The organism is Woodsholea maritima DSM 17123, assembly GCF_000382325.1.
Lineage (GTDB): Bacteria > Pseudomonadota > Alphaproteobacteria > Caulobacterales > Maricaulaceae > Woodsholea > Woodsholea maritima.
The window spans coordinates 282,878-299,942 of the sequence record NZ_KB908058.1 but is presented as its reverse complement, the minus strand read 5'-3'; the positions used below and the strand labels follow the sequence as shown (position 1 = coordinate 299,942).

Annotated in this window: 19 protein-coding genes; 8 read left to right on the top strand and 11 right to left on the bottom strand. The window is 57.6% G+C overall.

Features of this window, described 5'->3' with window-relative positions; genetic code table 11:
* Positions 1 to 411 precede the first annotated feature (411 nt).
* Together gltX and H151_RS0109670 are read right to left on the bottom strand one after the other, a co-directional pair.
* Complete coding sequence (gltX, locus tag H151_RS0109675; protein ID WP_019961466.1) at positions 412 to 1,758, bottom strand: glutamate--tRNA ligase; 1,347 nt, start codon at positions 1,756 to 1,758, stop codon at positions 412 to 414.
* Positions 1,759 to 1,896: 138 nt separating this feature from the next.
* Positions 1,897 to 2,838 (bottom strand): Gfo/Idh/MocA family protein, encoded by a 942-nt coding sequence (locus tag H151_RS0109670; protein WP_019961465.1) that lies wholly within the window; start codon positions 2,836 to 2,838, stop codon positions 1,897 to 1,899.
* Between the two features lie 178 nt (positions 2,839 to 3,016).
* Here H151_RS0109670 and H151_RS0109665 point away from each other — a divergent pair, with 178 nt between their 5' ends.
* A complete protein-coding gene (locus tag H151_RS0109665; protein WP_019961464.1) occupies positions 3,017 to 4,012 on the top strand; it encodes an NADP-dependent oxidoreductase in 996 nt (331 codons plus the stop codon).
* Positions 4,013 to 4,086: 74 nt separating this feature from the next.
* On the opposite strand, the gene H151_RS0109660 is transcribed toward H151_RS0109665, so the two are convergent.
* The 4 genes from H151_RS0109660 to H151_RS0109645 form a co-directional block, all read right to left on the bottom strand.
* Complete coding sequence (locus H151_RS0109660; RefSeq protein ID WP_019961463.1) at positions 4,087 to 4,899, bottom strand: sulfite exporter TauE/SafE family protein; 813 nt, start codon at positions 4,897 to 4,899, stop codon at positions 4,087 to 4,089.
* A complete protein-coding gene (dusA, locus tag H151_RS0109655) occupies positions 4,899 to 5,897 on the bottom strand; it encodes a tRNA dihydrouridine(20/20a) synthase DusA (protein WP_019961462.1) in 999 nt (332 codons plus the stop codon). The genes H151_RS0109660 and dusA overlap by 1 nt, the downstream gene beginning before the upstream one ends.
* Positions 5,878 to 6,804, bottom strand: a complete 927-nt coding sequence (locus tag H151_RS0109650; RefSeq protein WP_019961461.1) for a DMT family transporter — start codon at positions 6,802 to 6,804, stop codon at positions 5,878 to 5,880. The genes dusA and H151_RS0109650 overlap by 20 nt, the downstream gene beginning before the upstream one ends.
* Positions 6,805 to 6,886: 82 nt before the next feature.
* Complete coding sequence (locus H151_RS0109645; protein ID WP_019961460.1) at positions 6,887 to 7,477, bottom strand: nitroreductase family protein; 591 nt, start codon at positions 7,475 to 7,477, stop codon at positions 6,887 to 6,889.
* Between the two features lie 121 nt (positions 7,478 to 7,598).
* Here H151_RS0109645 and H151_RS0109640 point away from each other — a divergent pair, with 121 nt between their 5' ends.
* The gene (locus H151_RS0109640; protein ID WP_019961459.1) at positions 7,599 to 8,117 is read left to right on the top strand and encodes a MarR family winged helix-turn-helix transcriptional regulator; all 519 of its coding nucleotides are present in this window, start codon (positions 7,599 to 7,601) and stop codon (positions 8,115 to 8,117) included.
* 45 nt (positions 8,118 to 8,162) lie between these two features.
* Here H151_RS0109640 and H151_RS0109635 read toward each other — a convergent pair whose 3' ends face one another.
* From H151_RS0109635 to H151_RS0109625, 3 genes are read right to left on the bottom strand one after another with little or no spacing between them, the layout of a single operon-like run.
* Positions 8,163 to 9,323 (bottom strand): SAM-dependent methyltransferase, encoded by a 1,161-nt coding sequence (locus tag H151_RS0109635; RefSeq protein ID WP_019961458.1) that lies wholly within the window; start codon positions 9,321 to 9,323, stop codon positions 8,163 to 8,165.
* Positions 9,320 to 10,108, bottom strand: coding sequence for a DUF1365 domain-containing protein (locus H151_RS0109630; RefSeq protein ID WP_019961457.1), 789 nt, complete (start codon positions 10,106 to 10,108; stop codon positions 9,320 to 9,322). Before H151_RS0109630 ends, H151_RS0109635 begins: the two co-directional genes overlap by 4 nt.
* Entirely contained in the window at positions 10,105 to 11,397 is a 1,293-nt protein-coding gene (locus H151_RS0109625) for an NAD(P)/FAD-dependent oxidoreductase (RefSeq protein WP_026353946.1), read from the bottom strand. Before H151_RS0109625 ends, H151_RS0109630 begins: the two co-directional genes overlap by 4 nt.
* Positions 11,398 to 11,526: 129 nt before the next feature.
* On the opposite strand from H151_RS0109625, the gene H151_RS0109620 reads away from it, so the two are divergent.
* The 3 genes from H151_RS0109620 to H151_RS0109610 are packed head-to-tail and all read left to right on the top strand — an operon-like array spanning position 11,527 to position 13,586.
* On the top strand, positions 11,527 to 12,198 hold the full coding sequence (locus H151_RS0109620) for a sigma-70 family RNA polymerase sigma factor (protein WP_019961455.1): 672 nt from the start codon (positions 11,527 to 11,529) through the stop codon (positions 12,196 to 12,198).
* A gap of 2 nt (positions 12,199 to 12,200) precedes the next feature.
* Positions 12,201 to 12,839 (top strand): ChrR family anti-sigma-E factor, encoded by a 639-nt coding sequence (locus H151_RS0109615; RefSeq protein WP_026353944.1) that lies wholly within the window; start codon positions 12,201 to 12,203, stop codon positions 12,837 to 12,839.
* Positions 12,840 to 12,842: 3 nt separating this feature from the next.
* Positions 12,843 to 13,586: an SDR family NAD(P)-dependent oxidoreductase gene (locus tag H151_RS0109610; protein ID WP_019961453.1), complete on the top strand. Its 744-nt coding sequence runs from the start codon at positions 12,843 to 12,845 to the stop codon at positions 13,584 to 13,586.
* Here H151_RS0109610 and H151_RS0109605 read toward each other — a convergent pair.
* Positions 13,578 to 13,982, bottom strand: coding sequence for a DUF2177 family protein (locus tag H151_RS0109605; RefSeq protein ID WP_019961452.1), 405 nt, complete (start codon positions 13,980 to 13,982; stop codon positions 13,578 to 13,580). The two genes, H151_RS0109610 and H151_RS0109605, sit on opposite strands and share 9 nt — an antisense overlap.
* A gap of 150 nt (positions 13,983 to 14,132) precedes the next feature.
* Between H151_RS0109605 and H151_RS0109600 the strand changes: the two genes are divergently transcribed.
* The 3 genes from H151_RS0109600 to H151_RS0109590 are packed head-to-tail and all read left to right on the top strand — an operon-like array spanning position 14,133 to position 16,584.
* Complete coding sequence (locus H151_RS0109600) at positions 14,133 to 14,852, top strand: SDR family NAD(P)-dependent oxidoreductase (RefSeq protein WP_019961451.1); 720 nt, start codon at positions 14,133 to 14,135, stop codon at positions 14,850 to 14,852.
* Between the two features lie 2 nt (positions 14,853 to 14,854).
* On the top strand, positions 14,855 to 15,022 hold the full coding sequence (locus tag H151_RS17805; protein WP_019961450.1) for a DUF2256 domain-containing protein: 168 nt from the start codon (positions 14,855 to 14,857) through the stop codon (positions 15,020 to 15,022).
* Positions 15,019 to 16,584: a cryptochrome/photolyase family protein gene (locus tag H151_RS0109590; protein WP_019961449.1), complete on the top strand. Its 1,566-nt coding sequence runs from the start codon at positions 15,019 to 15,021 to the stop codon at positions 16,582 to 16,584. Before H151_RS17805 ends, H151_RS0109590 begins: the two co-directional genes overlap by 4 nt.
* A gap of 54 nt (positions 16,585 to 16,638) precedes the next feature.
* On the opposite strand, the gene H151_RS0109585 is transcribed toward H151_RS0109590, so the two are convergent.
* Positions 16,639 to 17,055 (bottom strand): VOC family protein, encoded by a 417-nt coding sequence (locus tag H151_RS0109585; RefSeq protein WP_019961448.1) that lies wholly within the window; start codon positions 17,053 to 17,055, stop codon positions 16,639 to 16,641.
* Positions 17,056 to 17,065: the final 10 nt, after the last annotated feature.

Below are 17,065 nucleotides of genomic sequence, written 5' to 3'. Positions count from 1 at the left end.
CCCACCAATTCATCAGGTCAACACGACTGCATGTCAGGATCACCTTACATAAAGCTGCACACATGTCAATAAGACCTGACATTCTGTCAGGGTGGTTCAAAGCGAGCACGCAACCCAGCGTGGATGCCAATGAAAGTCGCGGCCCCGGACCTGATCCGGGGTCTAGAATCGAACCCGACAGGGTTCGCAAGGCCAAAGGCCGACCGCAGCGAAGCGAGGATACTTCACAAAAAAAACCGTCACCCCAAACTTGATTTGGGGTCCATGCCGTAAGGGTTGAGCGAGGTTTTGGTTGCGCAAAATATACTGCGCACTCACGGCATGGATGCCAGATCAAGTCTGGCATGACAGAGAAGGTATGCCCCCTAAGGCCGTCCATAAAAAAGCCCTCCGCGTGGGGAGGGCTTGATATTAGGCCACTTCGCCTTTTAACCGGGCGATGATTTTATCGCGCCCGATAAGCTGGATCAGGACATCCATCTCTGGCCCGCGCGGTTGACCGGTCAGGGCCAGGCGCAACGGCATGAACAACTGTTTGCCCTTACGCCCGGTCGCCTCTTTCAAGGCATTGGTCCACTGGCCCCAGGTTTCGGGGGTAATATCGCCCGCAGGCAGATGGGTGATCGCGTCCTGGGCATAGGCTTCGTCTTCAATCTCCGGCGTGACGGGGCCTTCGATCAGATTAACCCAGGCTTTGACGTCGGCGATCCGCTCCAGATTGGCACGCACGGCCAGCCAAAGGGTTTCCTCAACCTCAATACCTAAGGCTTTCAGTTTAGGCTCGGCCTCCGCAAAGCTCATCTCATGCAGCAGGCGCGCATTGAGGCGATAAAGATCGGCCGGATCGAGACGCGCAGACGAGCGTGAGATTTTCTCAATCGCGAAGTCAGCCGCCAAACCTTCCAGGCTATCGCGCACTTCAACCGGATCGGAAGTGCCAATTTTTGCCAGCAGCGAGAGGATGGCCAAAGGCTCAACGCCCTCTTCCTCGCGCAGGCCCTCGATAGACAATGCGCCCAAGCGTTTGGAGAGTTTCTCCCCATCGGCCCCGACCAGCAGCGGCTGGTGGCCCATAATGGGCGCTTCAGGCTTACCGGCAACCGCGTGGAAAATCTCAATCTGCGCGGCGGAGTTGGTGACGTGATCTTCCCCGCGCAGAATATGCGTGATGGCATAATCGACATCATCAATCACGCTGGGCAAGGTATAAAGATAGCTGCCATCGGCGCGGATCAAAATCGGGTCAGAGACCGAGCTGGTTTCGATATGCGAGGGACCGCGCACCAGATCATTCCACTCAATACGCCCGCCTGAGAGTTTAAAGCGCCAGTGGGGCTTGCGCCCTTCGGCTTCATAGGCGGCTTTTTGATCTTCGCTGAGGCTGAGCGCGGCGCGATCATAAACCGGCGGGCGACCCTGGGCGCGTTGGATCTTACGCTTGCGGTCCAGCTCGTCTTCGCTCTCATAACAGGCATAAAGAAGGCCCTTGGCTTTGAGATCCTCAGCCACTTCTTCATAGCGCTGGAAGCGATCTGACTGCTTAAAGGTCTCATCCCAGTTGAGACCCAGCCAGCTGAGATCCTGGCGCAGACCGTCTTCGAAAGCCTGGGTGGAGCGCTCGGTATCCGTATCATCAATGCGCAAGACAAATTGCCCGCCCTGGGACTTGGCAAACAAGTAATTCATCAAGGCGGTACGAATATTGCCGACGTGAAGTTTACCGGTTGGGCTTGGCGCAAAGCGGACTTTTACACTCATGGTCTGATGGTCCTTAACAGGCGAGCGGTCACAACAAAGGGGCGAATAGCCCATAGAGGAAGGGCGGAGCCTGTACGCCCCGCCCCTTATCTGGACCCATAGCCCTCTTGGCGGGCGATGGCAAATCTCACTTACTGTTTAGAACCGGCTGCGTGAGCCTGCGGCCGCATCAATGGCGAGCGCGGTGCGCATTGCGGCCAGGCCATCGGCCCCGCTGGCCCCCGTGGTCGTCTCGCCCAAAGCCGCCCGGATAAAAGCATCGACATTGGCGCCCAGGGAATCCTTGGCCATCGCGGTTTCGGCGAAATCAGGATTAAGCGGCAAACCGTTGGAGGTTTTGAAGGTCTTGGCGATGAAATCGACCTCAACCTCATCGCCATTGGCGAAATCCACGCTCATCACCCGATCGCGATCACGCGCCACGCGGCTCGATTCCAGGCGCGCGGTGGAGCCATCCGCAAAAGTCAGGAAGGCAGTGATATGATCGGCCAGCCCGGCGCGGTTCTCGCCCATATCCGCTTCGATTTTCACCGGTTCTGATCCCGCCAGAGCCAGCGCCAGATCAATATCATGGATCATCAGATCCAAGGTCACGGACACATCCAGATTGCGCGCAGAGGGCGTGCCCATGCGGTGGGCTTCCAGCGCCTGAACTTTGGGAAGGGCTTTATTGAATAGGCCCATCGCCTCAAACACAAAGCGTTCCTGGTGACCGATCTGGATGATCAGCCCTTTGGAGCGCGCGAGCTCGACCAGCTCTTCGCCCTCTTCCACCGTCGCCGCAATAGGCTTCTCGATGAGAACCGATTTACCCGCCAGCAAGGCACGCTTGGCCCCATCATGGTGAAACACGGCCGGCGAAGCCACGGTGACCACATCCACCGCATCAATCAGATCGTGCAAAGACGAAAATGCGGCCCCGCCATGGGCCTCAACCAAATTTCGGGCATGATCAGAGACAGGATCAAAGACCCCAACAAACTGCGTACGCTCATGGGCAGCATATTTAGCAGCGTGATAACCGCCAAAGACGCCTGCGCCAATGACCCCGGCGCGAAGGGGGGAAGTGGTGTGTGTCATGTCTTGTCCATACTCAGGCCAGCGCGATTGCGCAATGCGCCGATGCGCCTGATCACACTAACAATGTGTTTCATCGGCTAACACACCCGCGCCAAGGGGCCTTGGCAAGCGGTGTATTCACCTTACACTCGCCCCATAAAGCAAAAATCACGCCGCTTATCCTGCGGGAGGAAAACCCATGAAGATCAAAGAAGTTCACCTGAAACAGTATTTCACGGGCGCGCCCAGCCTTGAATATTTTGACATTGTAAGCCGCGATCTACCCAGCCCCGGCGAGGGTGAAGTTCGCGTGCAAAATTTATGGCTGAGTGTGGATCCCTATATGCGGCCACGCATGGCGGGGCTCAAAACCTATATCGACCCGTTTGAGATCGGCAAAGCCATGGAAGGCGGCGCGGTCGGGATCATTGAAAGCTCGAACCATCCTAAGTTCAAAGTCGGCGATCATGTGCTGTCCATGCTGGGCTGGCGCGAAGGCTATGTCAGTGATGGCAAGGGCCTGACCCCTGTCGATACGCGTTTACTACCGGTCGAAACCTATCTGGGCCTGGCGGGCCTGACCGGCTTTACCGCCTATGTTGGCCTGACCCGGATTTTGGACTTGAAAGACGGCGAAACGATCTGGATCTCCGCCGGGGCGGGGGCGGTCGGCTGCGCGGCGATACAAATGGCCAAGGCCATGGGCGCACATGTTATTGCCAGTGCGGGCGGGGCCGAGAAATGCGCCCTCCTCAAAGAGTTAGGCTGCGATGGCGTCATTGATTATAAGGCCGAGGATAACCTCACCGCAGCGGTGAAACGCGAAGCGCCCGGCGGGATTGATGCCTATTTTGAGAATGTCGGCGGAGCCCATCTCGAAGCCGCGCTCAATACCTTAAAGCCCCTGGGCCGGATCGCGGCGTGCGGTATGATCTCGCGCTATAATGATGATCGCGCCCAACCTGGACCCAGCAATATTATCAATGTCGTCACCAAGTCGCTACGCATGCAGGGTTTCATCGTAACCCAGCATATGGACTTACAGCCGCGCTTCATCGAAGCGCTCTCGACCTGGATGATGAAGGGACAGATCAAAAACCATCAAACCATTTATGAGGGTATTGAGCGCGCGCCCGAAGCCTTTATGGGGCTATTTTCCGGCTCAAACACCGGCAAGATGGTGGTGAAGGTTTAGAGCACCTATCTTGAACAAATCCGTTCCATCACAGCGCCTAGGTGCGTTAAAAAGCTTAGGCGCTGTTTGCCATACTAACCCATCACCACTTCGCGGATCATATTCACGCCCATGATGAAAAGCCCCACAGCAAAGGCTTTGCGCAGGGTCTTTTCCGGCAAGGCATGCGCCAGTTTCGCCCCCAAGGGCGCAACGAAGAACGCAGAGGCGGCTAAAATCGCAAAGCCTGCAAAATTGACATAGCCCAAGGATAAAGGCGCGCGTCCTTCAACGGACCAGCCCGAGAGAATAAAGCCCAAAGCCCCGGGTAAACCAATGGCGATGCCAAATCCGGCCGCGGTCGCCACGGCGGTATGAATGGTGCGTCCACACACCGTCATCAAGGTGACGCCAAAAACACCCCCGCCAATGCCCAACACGCTGGATAAGCCCCCGATCAAGGCCCCAAGACCGGCATTCAGCGGAAAGCCGGGTAGATCTTCAGCCAATTTCCAATCCGGGCGACCAAAGAAAAATTGCGCCGATAAGATCAGGGCCACGACCCCGAAGAGACCCGTCAAGACGATCCCTGGAGCAAGGCCCGCCAAGGCAGAGCCGATCAAAGCCCCGATGATGATCCAGGGGGCCCAGACTTTGATGAGCGCAAAATCGACCGCGCCGCGTTTGGCATGGGCCGAAACCGAGCGCAAAGACGTCGCGATGATCACCGCCAGCGATGTGCCCACGGCGGCATGCATGGCCGTGTCGTCAAAGCCAAGGGCGGAGAAGACATAGTAAAGCGCAGGCACCATGATGATGCCGCCGCCAATCCCGAACAGGCCGGCAATCAGGCCCGCAACCGCGCCCGTGATCAAAAGGGCAATAATCAAAAGGATATAGATGTCCATCAGGCGACTTTCACACTGGGGTCCATGGCACGCAGCGCCTGTTCCACGATTGAAAAATCAGCCCCCGGCCGGGTCGCATAGGTCGACAAGATTTGACGCCATTTGCGCGCACCAGGACGGCCATGGAAAAGTCCCAGAATATGGCGGGTCATGGCATGAAGGCCGATGCCCTCGCCCAAGCGGCGCTCAATATAGGGACGATAGGCGAGCACGGCGTCTACCGGATCACAAAATGGATCAGAGGCTTCGCCATAGATACGCGTATCAGCCTGCGCCAAAATCCACGGCGTATGATAGGCCGCACGCCCGATCATCGCCCCATCCAGGCCCTGAGCCTCGTTAAGCGCCATATCGAGATCTTGCAGCCCGCCATTGAGGTGGATGTCCAAATCGGGATGGGCAGCTTTCAACCGATGAACAATGCCATAATCCAAGGGCGGAATATCGCGATTTTCCTTTGGGCTGAGACCTTTCAGCCAAGCCTTGCGCGCATGCACGATAAAGACTTTGGTCCCGGTGTGTTTGACCCGCTCGACAAAGCCGAACAGCGCCGCTTCGGGGTCTTGATCATCCACGCCAATGCGATGTTTAACCGTGACGGGGATGGATACGACATCGGCCATGGCGGCCAGGCATTCCGCGACCAGATCCGGCTCGCGCATCAAACAGGCCCCAAATCGGCCCGATTGGACCCGATCTGAGGGACAGCCAACATTTAAATTGATCTCGCGATAGCCATAACCTTCAGCGATTTTGGCCGCTTCGGCGAGATGCTTGGGATCGGATCCCCCCACTTGCAGGGCGACGGGATGTTCATCCGCCTCGAACCCGATGATGTAATCGCGATCGCCATGCAAGATGGCCTGATCGACCGCCATTTCAGTGTAAAGCACGGTGCGCTTTGACAATAAACGGTGAAAGGACCGACAATGCCTGTCGGTCCAATCCATCATCGGGGCCACGCTAAGGCGGCGATCATCATAGGTTATGGCGCTCATGGGGTGTGGATGTAGTCCCCCCAACGCCCCTTGGCAAATCCTGGGGTGCAGCGGACTTGCCCCGGCCCACGGCAACACCCACGAATGTCGCCGCCAGGATCAGAGCAATGCCCAGCCACTGCCAGCCATTAAACCACTCGCCCAGGAAGATCGCGCCTAGAAGCGTGGCAGTTAAGGGACTGAAGAAGCCCAGAAAGGCCGCATCCGGTCCCAGCTTGCCAATGCCGCGGATAAAGATCCAATAGGCAAAGGCTGTTCCGACCAGGACCAGATAGCTAAGGCCCACCCAGTTAAGCGCGGTTGGCACAGGCGCCATGCCCTCCACCACCAAAGCCAAGGGCAGTAGCAAAATCCCGCCAAAGGTCAATTGCCAGGCTGCCACCCCCATGGGCGAGCCAAGCTTTCCCCAGCGCGAGATTAACACCGTTCCGACCGCCATCGCGCCCGCCCCGGCCAGGGCCGCCAGCATGCCCAACGCGTCAAGTTGCGCAGTGGGATCGAGGATCAGTAAACCCACCCCGATGAGCCCCGCCACACCGGCCCCAATCTGGATCGGTTGAGGGGCTTTACCTAAAAGGGGCCAAGCCAGAAAGGCCACGATCAAAGGCTGGGTCGCGCTTAATGTGGCCGCTAATCCGCCCGGCAAGCGCGATGCGGCAAAGAATAACAGGCCAAAGAAAAGCCCAATGTTTAAAACCCCCAACGTCATCAGCGCTATCAGCTTATCCCTGGGCGGTAGGCCCGGCCCCAGCAGCATCAGGATAATCCCCGCCGGTAACGCGCGCAGCGCCGCGACCAATAGGGGGTGATCAATCGGCAGGGTCTGCGTAAAAATGATATAGGATGAGCCCCAAATGGACGGGGCAATCAGCGTCACCACAATGGCCCAGAATTTATCTCGCCCCATTGAATCTCTCCATTCATTTATTCTATATCGAATTATATAGGTTTAAGAAAACCCCGCAAGGGGGATTCACTTCAGGGCTGGCCTAGTTTTCGGTGACGGCAAAAACGCCTTCAAAGATGGTGTCTTGCAAAGGACGACGTGGGGTCAAAACCTCGTCTTTTTGCATCATGTCCGGTAAATGCTCGGGTGTCGTTTGACGGCCCACCGCGACAGCGATTTGCAGCTTGAACCGCGTCGGCAGGCGTAGAACTTCCGGCGCGCGGGCATAATCAACCCCGGCCATGGCCCGCATATGATAGCCGATCCGATTGGCTTGCAAGCTCATATGCGCCCAGGCCGCGCCGGCATCAAAACTATGAAAGTGTGACGGGGCCAGACGGTCTTCGCTGGGGCCCATCAAGGTATCACTGACCACAAAGATCAGGGCTGAGGCATGCTTAGCCCATTGCTGATTAAACGCATCCAGCACCCCGATCGAGGCGTCCCAGCGCGCATCTTCGCGGTGGATAAAGATAAATCGCCACGGCTGGTAATTATAGCAAGACGGAGCCCAGCGTGCGGCCTCCATAATCGTTTTCAGGTCATGATCGTCCATGGCCTGGCCATCAAAGGCACGCGGCGACCAGCGCTGAGTAAACATCGGATCAATCGGATAGTCGGGAGAACGGGTCATAAGATCTTGCCTTTCTAGCATCGAGACTGGACGCGTACGACCGGCGCGGGCTAAGGTGTGACGACGAAAGATAACGCGACATCAAATAATTTGATATCGAAACATATAAGGCAGCTTTCCCATGGCGCAAGCCCCCTCACGCACATCTAACGCAAAAAGCAAAACCTCCACCGATCACGTTGTGGACCAATGGCGGCGTGAACACCCCGAGCTGGACGCCCGGGTGATGGCGGTTTTTGGGGATTTGTGGCGGGCCAATGATCACAGCAAGAAAATCGTCACCCAGAATGTCGAGCGCTTCGGGCTCGATTTTCCGCGCTTTGATGTGCTGATGACGCTGCGCCGTCAGGGTAAGGATGTGGCCCTGTCTCCCACGGCGCTCGCCAAGGAAGCCATGCTGTCGACCTCGGCGATGACCAATCGCCTGGACAAGCTGGAGAAAGATGGCCTGATCGTGCGTGAACATGATCTCGACGATCGCCGGGCCATCAAAATCCGCCTAACCCCAAAAGGCTTTGACCTGGTTGAAGACATGCTGATCTCACACGTCGAAACCGAAGAGGGGCTGTTAAGCGCCCTCTGCGCGGATGAACGTCAAACCCTGCGGGCCTTGTTGCAAAAAATCGGCCCTCGCGCTTAAGCGGACCTGATCACTGGCCAGAAAGACGACCGCGCTGGCCATGTCTTAAGCGTGGGCAAATTCCACATGAACCACATCGGTGCGGCCCGTGGCGAAGGCCGCCGCGCAGCATTCCAGGTAAAACTGCCAACCGCGTAAGAAGCGCTCATCATAGCCCAGCCGCATGATCCGCTCTTTTTGGTCCATCATACGCTGCGCCCATATCCGACAGGTCTGGGCATAATCTTGACCGAAGGAGAAAGTATCTTGCAAGGTCAAACCCGCCTTTTCGCCTTCATTGGCCATCGCGGCATGACAGGGCAGCAGCCCGCCGGGAAACACATGGTGGCGGATATAATCAGATTTCGCACGATAGATGGAAAACTGGGTGTCGGGCACGGTGATGGCCTGCAACACCGCGCGTCCGCCCTCTTTCAAACGGGCTTTCAGGGTGGCGAAATAGCTGGGCCACCAGCGCTCACCCACCGCCTCAATCATCTCAATGGAGACGATATTGTCGAACTTGCCATCCGAATGACGATAGTCTTGTAAGCGAATGTCGGCGCGGCCATCCAGACGCGCATCGGCATAGCCTTTTTGCGAGGGCGACAGGGTAAGGCCTGTCACATGGCGGCCCCCTTCAGCGGCGCGTTCGGCAAATCCGCCCCAGCCGCAGCCAATCTCCAAAATACGCTCGCCTTCGGACAAGCGCGAGAGAATGCGGTCATTCTTGCGCTGCTGCGCGCGCTCCAGATCGGTGTCCCCGGGCGCAAAAAGGGCCGAGGAATAGGTCATGCCCGGATCGAGCCATAGCTGGTAGAACTCATTGCCCACATCATAGTGGGCGCGAATATTACGCGAAGAGCCGGACAGCGAATTATTGCGCATCACCCGATCGAGCAGCACGAAGCCGATCCGGCTGAGCGGGCCGGGATTGGCATAATCCTGAAGGTCATGGATATTGCGCATGAATAAAGTGAGGAGCTTTTCCAGATCCTCACTATGCCAATGCTGTTCAATGAAAGTCTCGCCCAGCCCGATATCGGCGCGCGCCAGCATGGCGGGCACCACGCACCAGTCTTTGACGGTCATATCGGCATGCGGGCCATCGCCTTGACCAAATTCATAGACCCCTTCAGGGGTGGTCAGGGTCAAGCGACCATGGCGTAAGGGCTCAAGAGCGGCCAGGGCACGGCGCTTCATGGCAGAGGTCACAGGCAGTCTCATCGCGAGATCTCCTCTTGAGGGATGGGGGGGACAGAGCGGTAAGCCGCACCTTTCGATTTAAGCTTCAAGGCTTGCCAGCCAATCAGAACCACCACGCGCAGTGCCCCACCGGGGCGCAAAAGCGCGGCTTTTACAAGCTGGCGGGCGCGTACAGGGGCCAAGGCCCCGCTCATCGTGGCGATCAGACCGCGCGCGCCCGCCTGATAGCGGATATGGATCGCGCTATGATCAGCGGTGAGATGAAAGCGAAACTCATAACCGCCCTCGACATCCTGAAAGGGCGAAACATGGAAGACTTTATGGGCCTGCACGCTGTCCGTTGCGCTCATCGCGCTATGATCATCCTTGTGACACAGATAGCTATGGCGTTGACCGAAAGTGTTATTGACCTCAGCGATCACCGCGACCAGATCCTCGCCCTGCCACAGGCACCAAAAACTGACCGGATTAAACCAGAAGCCTAAAAAGCGCGGCTGGGTCATCAGGCCCAGAACACTGTCTTCACCGTGCGCGAACCCGGCCTCAGCAAAGCGTTGCCAGGCCCAGGCCTCGCCCTCGCCTGCGCCGCGCTGACCGCCATGATCGCGGTCATAGACGCTGTAAAGACTAAAGCGATTGCGAGCGAGCAAAGCTTTAGAGCGCGCTGCAGACAGGTTTAAAAGAATATAATCCGCCGCATAGGTGAAGCGGTGTGTGAAATCACCCGTGCGCGCATGCATCACCTCGGCGCGGTGATAGAGCACCTCGCCCGCCCGCAAGCGCTCTGGCAGGGTCATCATGCTCATAACAGCGCCTCATTGCGGTTGAGCTGGCGCGCAATACGCATGGCACTGGCAAAACCATCTTCATGGAAGCCATTTCTCAGCCAAGCCCCGGCAAACCAGGTGCGGTTTTGTCCTTGGAGGGCGCGAAGATCATCCTGGGCCTGAAGGCCACCTTGATCAAACACCGGATGGCGGAAAGTCACCTGATCATAAATGCGTTCCGGGGCAATCTCATGCACGGGGTTCAGCGTGACAAACATCGGGTCATCATCGGGGATGTTTTGCAGCCTGTTCATCCAATAGCTGACCCCTACGGGCTGGGCCGGATCATGCCCGGCCGGGGTTTGATAGACCCAGGAACACCAGCAGGCGCGCCGTTTGGGCATCACCTGAGGATCACAATGCAACACCGCGTGATTATCCTGAAACCGCACTGCGCTGAGCGCCTTATGTTCTGCCGGGCTGGGATCTTTCAGCGCCTGTAACGCCTCATCGCTGTGACAGGCGAAAATGACCTGATCAAAGACCTCCACCTCGGCGCGGGCGGTTTTGACGCTGACGCCCATCGTGTCACGACGCACACTGGTAATCGGGCAATTGACCCGCATCTCAACCCCGCGCGCATCAAGGGCTTTAACCAACGCCTTGACATAGGTCTGGCTGCCGCCTTTCACCGTCCACCAGGGATGGTGATGGCCCACAGACATCAAGGCATGATTGCGCATAAACCGGATCAGGGCCTCAGCCGGGAAGCCTTCGATGTCTTGGGGCGGGGTCGACCAGATCGCCGCGCACATCGGATAGAGATAATAGGTGCGAAACGCCTGACCCAGGCCCAGCTGATCGAGCAAAGCCCCGATGGTGAGGCCCGGATGAGCCCGCACGGCCGCTTCAGCATCTTTATTATAGGTGAGGATGTCCTTGATCATTGCATAGATCGAAGGCCGAAACAGATTTGTGCGCTGGGCAAAGATCCCGCCTGCGGAATGAAAGCCCAGCTCGACCTTGCCGCCTTCCAGCGAGACCCCGAAGGACATGTCGGAGCGCTCAACCGGGATATCCAGATCACGAAACAAGCCGGTTAAGTGCGGATAAGTCGCGTAGTTAAAGACGATAAAGCCGGTATCGACCGGCTGATCCCCGCGCCGCCCGGCCACAACCGTGCGTGCGTGGCCGCCGATGCGCTCTTGCGCCTCGAACAGGGTGATCTTGTGATGGGGCGATAGCGCCCATGCCGCGGCGAGCCCGGAAATCCCACCGCCAATAATTGCAATATTTTGAGCACTTGGCTGAGGATGATCAAAGGGCAAGGCGCACACTCCACATTAAGACTTCAAAAAGGGTTACGCGCGCGGCTCTATTTTGGATCATAAAAAGTCGTCCGGTCTATTTTTTTTCGCGCGTGTGATCCAGATCGCGCTGGTGTGCGTAATTGGGGTATGTTGCGCGTAGACACGACCCCCTCTTATGATGCATGGCAAGGCGACACAGCCTTGGCCCTTCATGCTGTGCGTGATGGCATAATGGAGTGCGAGGAGATCGTGGACGACACGCCCAAAATCAAAGACACGACATTTAATGAAACCACGCGCTGGCTGATCGCGGTACGCGATCATCGCGACAAGGCGGCCTTTGCCAAGCTGTTCGATTATTTCGCCCCGCGCCTGAAAGCCATGTTGTCACGCGGACAATTCGGCGCGGCGAATGCCGATGATGTCGTTCAAGATGTCATGTTGAGGGTTTGGCATAAGGCCGCTCAGTTTGATCCTCACCGGGCCGAAGCCGGGGCCTGGATCTATCGCATGGCGCGCAATCGCCAGATTGATGTGATCCGGCGCACCCCGCCGCCTTCGCCCGAGGACATGCCCGAGCAGGTCAGTGATGAACCCGATGCCGTTCAGATTCTAGCGTTGGAACAAGAGGGCGAACGCCTTCGCCAAGCCTTGGCCGCGCTCAGCCCGGAGCAAAGACAGCTGTTAGAGCAATCCTTCTTTGACGATCTTGCGCATTCCAAAATCAGCGCGATCAACAACCTGCCCCTAGGGACCATCAAATCGCGTATTCGCCTGGGATTGGAGCGGTTACGACGCGAGTTGAAAGACTTGAGATGACCATGCACGACACTCACCACCATATCAGTGATGACTTGATTGACGCCTATGCGCTGGGACGTCTGCCCCAGGCCTATAGCCTGGTCGTCGCCGCCCATCTGAGCCTGTGCGATACCTGCCGCGCGCGCGCCGATGCCCTCGACATGATTGGCGGCGCGTTGATGGAGGCCAGCGATCACGAACCGGTCAATCCAGATCTGCGCGCTAATGTGCTGAACGCGCTGGATGATCCCGCCTATAAACCTGCACCCGCGCCAAAGGGCTCCGGCCCGTTCCCCGCCCCGGTTATGGCCGCGCTCAAGGGCGCACCGCCCAAATGGGCGCCGCTGGGCATGGGGATCCGTCAGCATATCCTGCATGAAGATCAGGGCGGATCGGTGCGCCTGCTTTACATTCCCCCCGGGCGCGCCGTGCCCCATCACACCCATCGCGGACTGGAATTGACTTTGGTGTTACAGGGCGCGTTCTCTGATAGCGAAGGCCATTTCCAGCGCGGCGATGTGCAAACCGCCCGCGATGACCTGATGCACCAACCCATCGCCGATGCGGGCGAGGTCTGTATTTGCCTGGCCGCCACTGACGCCCCCTTGCGGTTCAAAGGTTGGATCCCCAGCCTGTTACAACCCGCCTTTCGGATTTAAATCATGAGTTATGCCAAGGCCTTTGCGGGCAAAACCTATTGGATTATCGGGGCGAGCGCCGGGATTGGCCGTGCGCTGGCCGAAGCCCTGGATGACGCCGGGGCTCACCTGATCCTGTCGGCGCGCGATGAAGCCGCTTTGGAGGATCTCGCCAAGGGCTGTCAGTCCGCCCGCGTCTTGCCGGTGGATTTGGGCGAACGCGCCAGTTTAGAACGCGCGGTTGAGGCTTTGGCGGGCACGCCCCTGGATGGCGTCATCAACACCGCCGCGCTCTATGATCCCTCTCGGGTTATGGATCTCGATCCCCAGCGCTTGGACGCGCTTATCCGGGTCAATCTATTGGGCTGTTTTGCCATCGCGCAGTTGACCCCATCCCTGCTCAAACCGGGGGGGCAATTGGTGCTATTTGGCTCTGTCGCGGGCTATTTCGGCCTTCCCAAGGGGCAAGGCTATTGCGCCAGTAAAGCCGCGGTCAATAATTTGGCTGAGACGTTGAAGGTAGAGCTTGCCCCCCAGGTCGATGTGCGTCTGGTCTGTCCCGGTTTTGTCAAAACCCGCCTGACCGACAAAAACAGCTTCACCATGCCCGCTTTGATCAGCCCTGAAGAAGCGGCCCGGCGTACCTTGAAGGGCTTAACGGGTAAAGCGTTTGAGATCCATTATCCCAAACGCTTTACGCTTTTCATGAAGCTTTTCCGGATCCTGCCCTATGGGCTATCGCTGAAATTAGCGGCGAAATTACGCTAGCTTACCCGTCAGGGCGACCACGCCGGCCCAGGCGCAAACCCCGGTCAAAACACTGCCCCAAGCCACATCAATCACCACTTGTTCAAACGACCAACGGTGCAACACCGCATAGCTGGTGAATTCATACGTGCCATAGCAGAGCGCGCCCAGAATTGCCCCGCCGATCAAGGCCTGCATCGGGGAGCCCGCCTTCAAAGCGGGTAACGAGACGAACCATAAAAGCCCCGCAATATAGAAGAGGTAGAAGATGGCAGCCGGCACCATGCGCGGCGGGATCATCAACCAATCACCCAGATGGCGTTCAAAGACCGGGCGCACTAGGAATTTAATCCCGAAAAAATCAAGGCCCAAAAAGACCACGACCGTAATCACGTATAACAAGATCGTCTGTAGCATGGGTCCATTCCTTTGCGGTGAAGATCAGGCGTCTTATGGATTACGTGGCCTCACGCGTTTTGGATCACACCCGGCGCGTCGGATAATTTTGATCCAAGCGCGCACCTCGCGCGTATCTTGTCAATTACCACAAAAAGGAACGAGGTTGGTATGACGCTGGTTATCGTCGGGGGATCTGGAGCCATTGGATCACGGGTCGCACACCTTGCCCATGCACGCGGTGAGCGCGTCCATCTGGTCGGGCGCAATGAAGAGCGTCTAAAAGCGTTAAGCGAGGCGTATCAAGCCCGCTACACCCGTTGCGATGTCAACAAGGGCGAGGATCTAAAGACACTCGCTGAAGCGATTGACGGCCCGGTGAGCGGCCTGGTCTATGCGGTGGGCTCGATCAATTTGAAACCCTTTGCCCGGCTCACACCTGAAGACTTCCTCAACGATTACCACCTTAATGCGCTAGGGGCCGCGCAAACCCTTCAAGCGCTTCTGCCCGCGCTTAAAGCCGCTGACAATGCCAGCGTCGTGCTCGTCTCCTCCGTGGCGGCGCGCAAGGGCTTCGTCGCCCACGCTTCGATCAGCATGGCCAAAGCGGCCGTAGAGGGGTTGAGCGTGGCGCTCAGCGCCGAGCTTGCCCCCCATATCCGCGTCAATTGCGTGGCGCCCTCCCTGACGAAAACGCCCTTGGCTCAGCCGATTTTGCGCTCAGAGAAAATGGCCGAAGCCATTGGCCAGATGCACCCGCTGAAACGCTTAGGCGAGCCTGAGGATGTCGCGGGCCTGATTGACTTTCTGATCAGCGACCAGGCGGGCTGGATCACCGGGCAAGTCTTCGGTGTCGATGGCGGGCGCGCCGCCATCGCCAGTGTCGGCTAGTCATGGCCCGGATGGTGAAAAAAGGCGATCTGGCACACAAGATCTGCGGGAGCTGTCAGCGCCCTTTTGCCTGGCGAAAAAAATGGGCTGCGGTCTGGGATGAGGTGAAATATTGCTCAGCCCGCTGCCGCGCCGCACGACCCAGCCCCGCTCATGAGGTCCAGCCATGAGACATCTCGTTGTGATCCTGGGCGATCAACTGTCCTTAAACCTCTCAGCCTTGAAGAGCTTTGATCGCGCGCAAGATCAGGTCTTGATGATGGAGGTCAGCGCCGAAGCCCATTATGCCCCCCACCATAAACAGAAAATCGCCTTCATCCTTTCCGCCATGCGCCATTTCGCCATGGCCTTGCGCGCCAAGGGCTATAAGGTGCGCTATATCTCATTGGATCATCCAGAGAATACGGGAAGCTTTTCAAGCGAGGTTGAGCGCGCCTGGCGTGATCTCAGCCCGCAAAAACTAATCGTGACCGAGCCAGGCGAGCACCGCGTGCGCGAGATGATTGCGGCCTGGCCCGCGCGCTTCGACATCGCAGTCGAAGTCCGCCCCGATGATCGGTTTTTCTGCACGCGCGCCGGATTTCGCGACTGGGCCAAGGGACGCAAATCCTATCGCATGGAATATTTCTATCGCGAGATGCGCCGGCGCACAGGCCTGTTGATGGAGGGTGATAAGCCCATGGGCGGGCAATGGAATTTCGATAGCGAAAACCGCAAAGCCCTGCCCAAGGATTTGCGCCCGCCCCAGCGCTATCCCCATAAGCCAGACGCCATAACCCGAGGGGTTTTAACGCTGGTCGAGAGCCATTTCCCCAATCATTTTGGCACCTTGAAAGCCTTTAACTGGGCCGTGACCCGTGAAGGCGCGCTGGCCGAGCTGGATCATTTTATCACCCATCGCCTCAGCCAATTTGGCGATTACCAGGATGCCATGTCGGCGCGCGCGCCCTTCGTGTATCACGCCTTGATTGCGCCCTATCTCAATATCGGCTTACTCGATCCGCGTGAGGTGTGTCAGCGCGCCGAAGCGGCCTATGCGGCCGGGGATGCGCCCTTAAATGCCGTCGAAGGCTTTATTCGCCAAATCCTGGGCTGGCGCGAATATGTGCGCGGGCTCTATGATTATTTGATGCCAGACTATGGCGAAACCAATGCCCTGGAGGCCCATCGCCCCTTACCGGACTTTTACTGGACGGCAAAAACACCGATGCGCTGTCTGGCCACGACCATCGCGAACACCCGCGATCATGCCTATGCCCATCATATTCAGCGCCTGATGATCACGGGCAATTTTGCCCTGCTGGCAGGCCTGGACCCGAAGGCCGTCGGGGCGTGGTATTTAGGCGTTTATGCCGATGCGTTCGAATGGGTGGAATTACCCAATACCCACGCCATGGCGCTGTTTGCCGATGGCGGGGTGTTAGGCTCAAAACCCTATGCCGCTTCAGGTGCTTATATAGAGCGCATGTCCGATTATTGCACCGGGTGCGCCTTTGATCCCAAAGTGCGCACCGGCCCCAAGGCTTGCCCCTTTACCTTTTTATATTGGGATTTTCTGGCCCGCCATCAGGAGCGCTTCAAAGGCAATCGGCGCATGGCGCTCGCCTATCGCAATTTAGAGCGCATGGACACAGAAACACTTCAGGGCGTGCGCGATCAAGCCCAAACCTTCCTGAATGATCCTGATGGGTATGGCGCACCCCAATCAGGGCAAAAGTGCCTGTTCGACTAAGGCAAAGGGTACGCGCGTTATAGCCTGACCGGCGCGCACCCTTCTTTTATGAGCTTATGCTTCTACACTTGGGTCACAATTGACCATCCAGCGAACGCCAAATTTATCACACGCCATGCCAAAGCCTTCCGCCCAGAAGGTTTTCTCAAACGGCATGATCACCTCACCGCCCTCGGCCAACGCGTTAAACATGCGCTCGCCCTCGACCTTGTCAGCGATCTGGATCGCGACAAACACACCGGCCGGGGCAACATAACCACCATTGAAGGCATCACTAGCGAGAATGGTGGAGCTGCCGATTTTCATCGCCGCATGCATGACATCATTCGGATTGGCGGGCGTAGCTTCCTGCGCCATCGGGGTATCTTCATAGCCCATGATGGAGAGGATCTCGGCCCCTAAATGCTTTTCGTAATAGGCAAAAGCCTCACGGCATTGGCTGTTGAATGTTAAATACGGTACGGCGCGCATCATAGTCCCC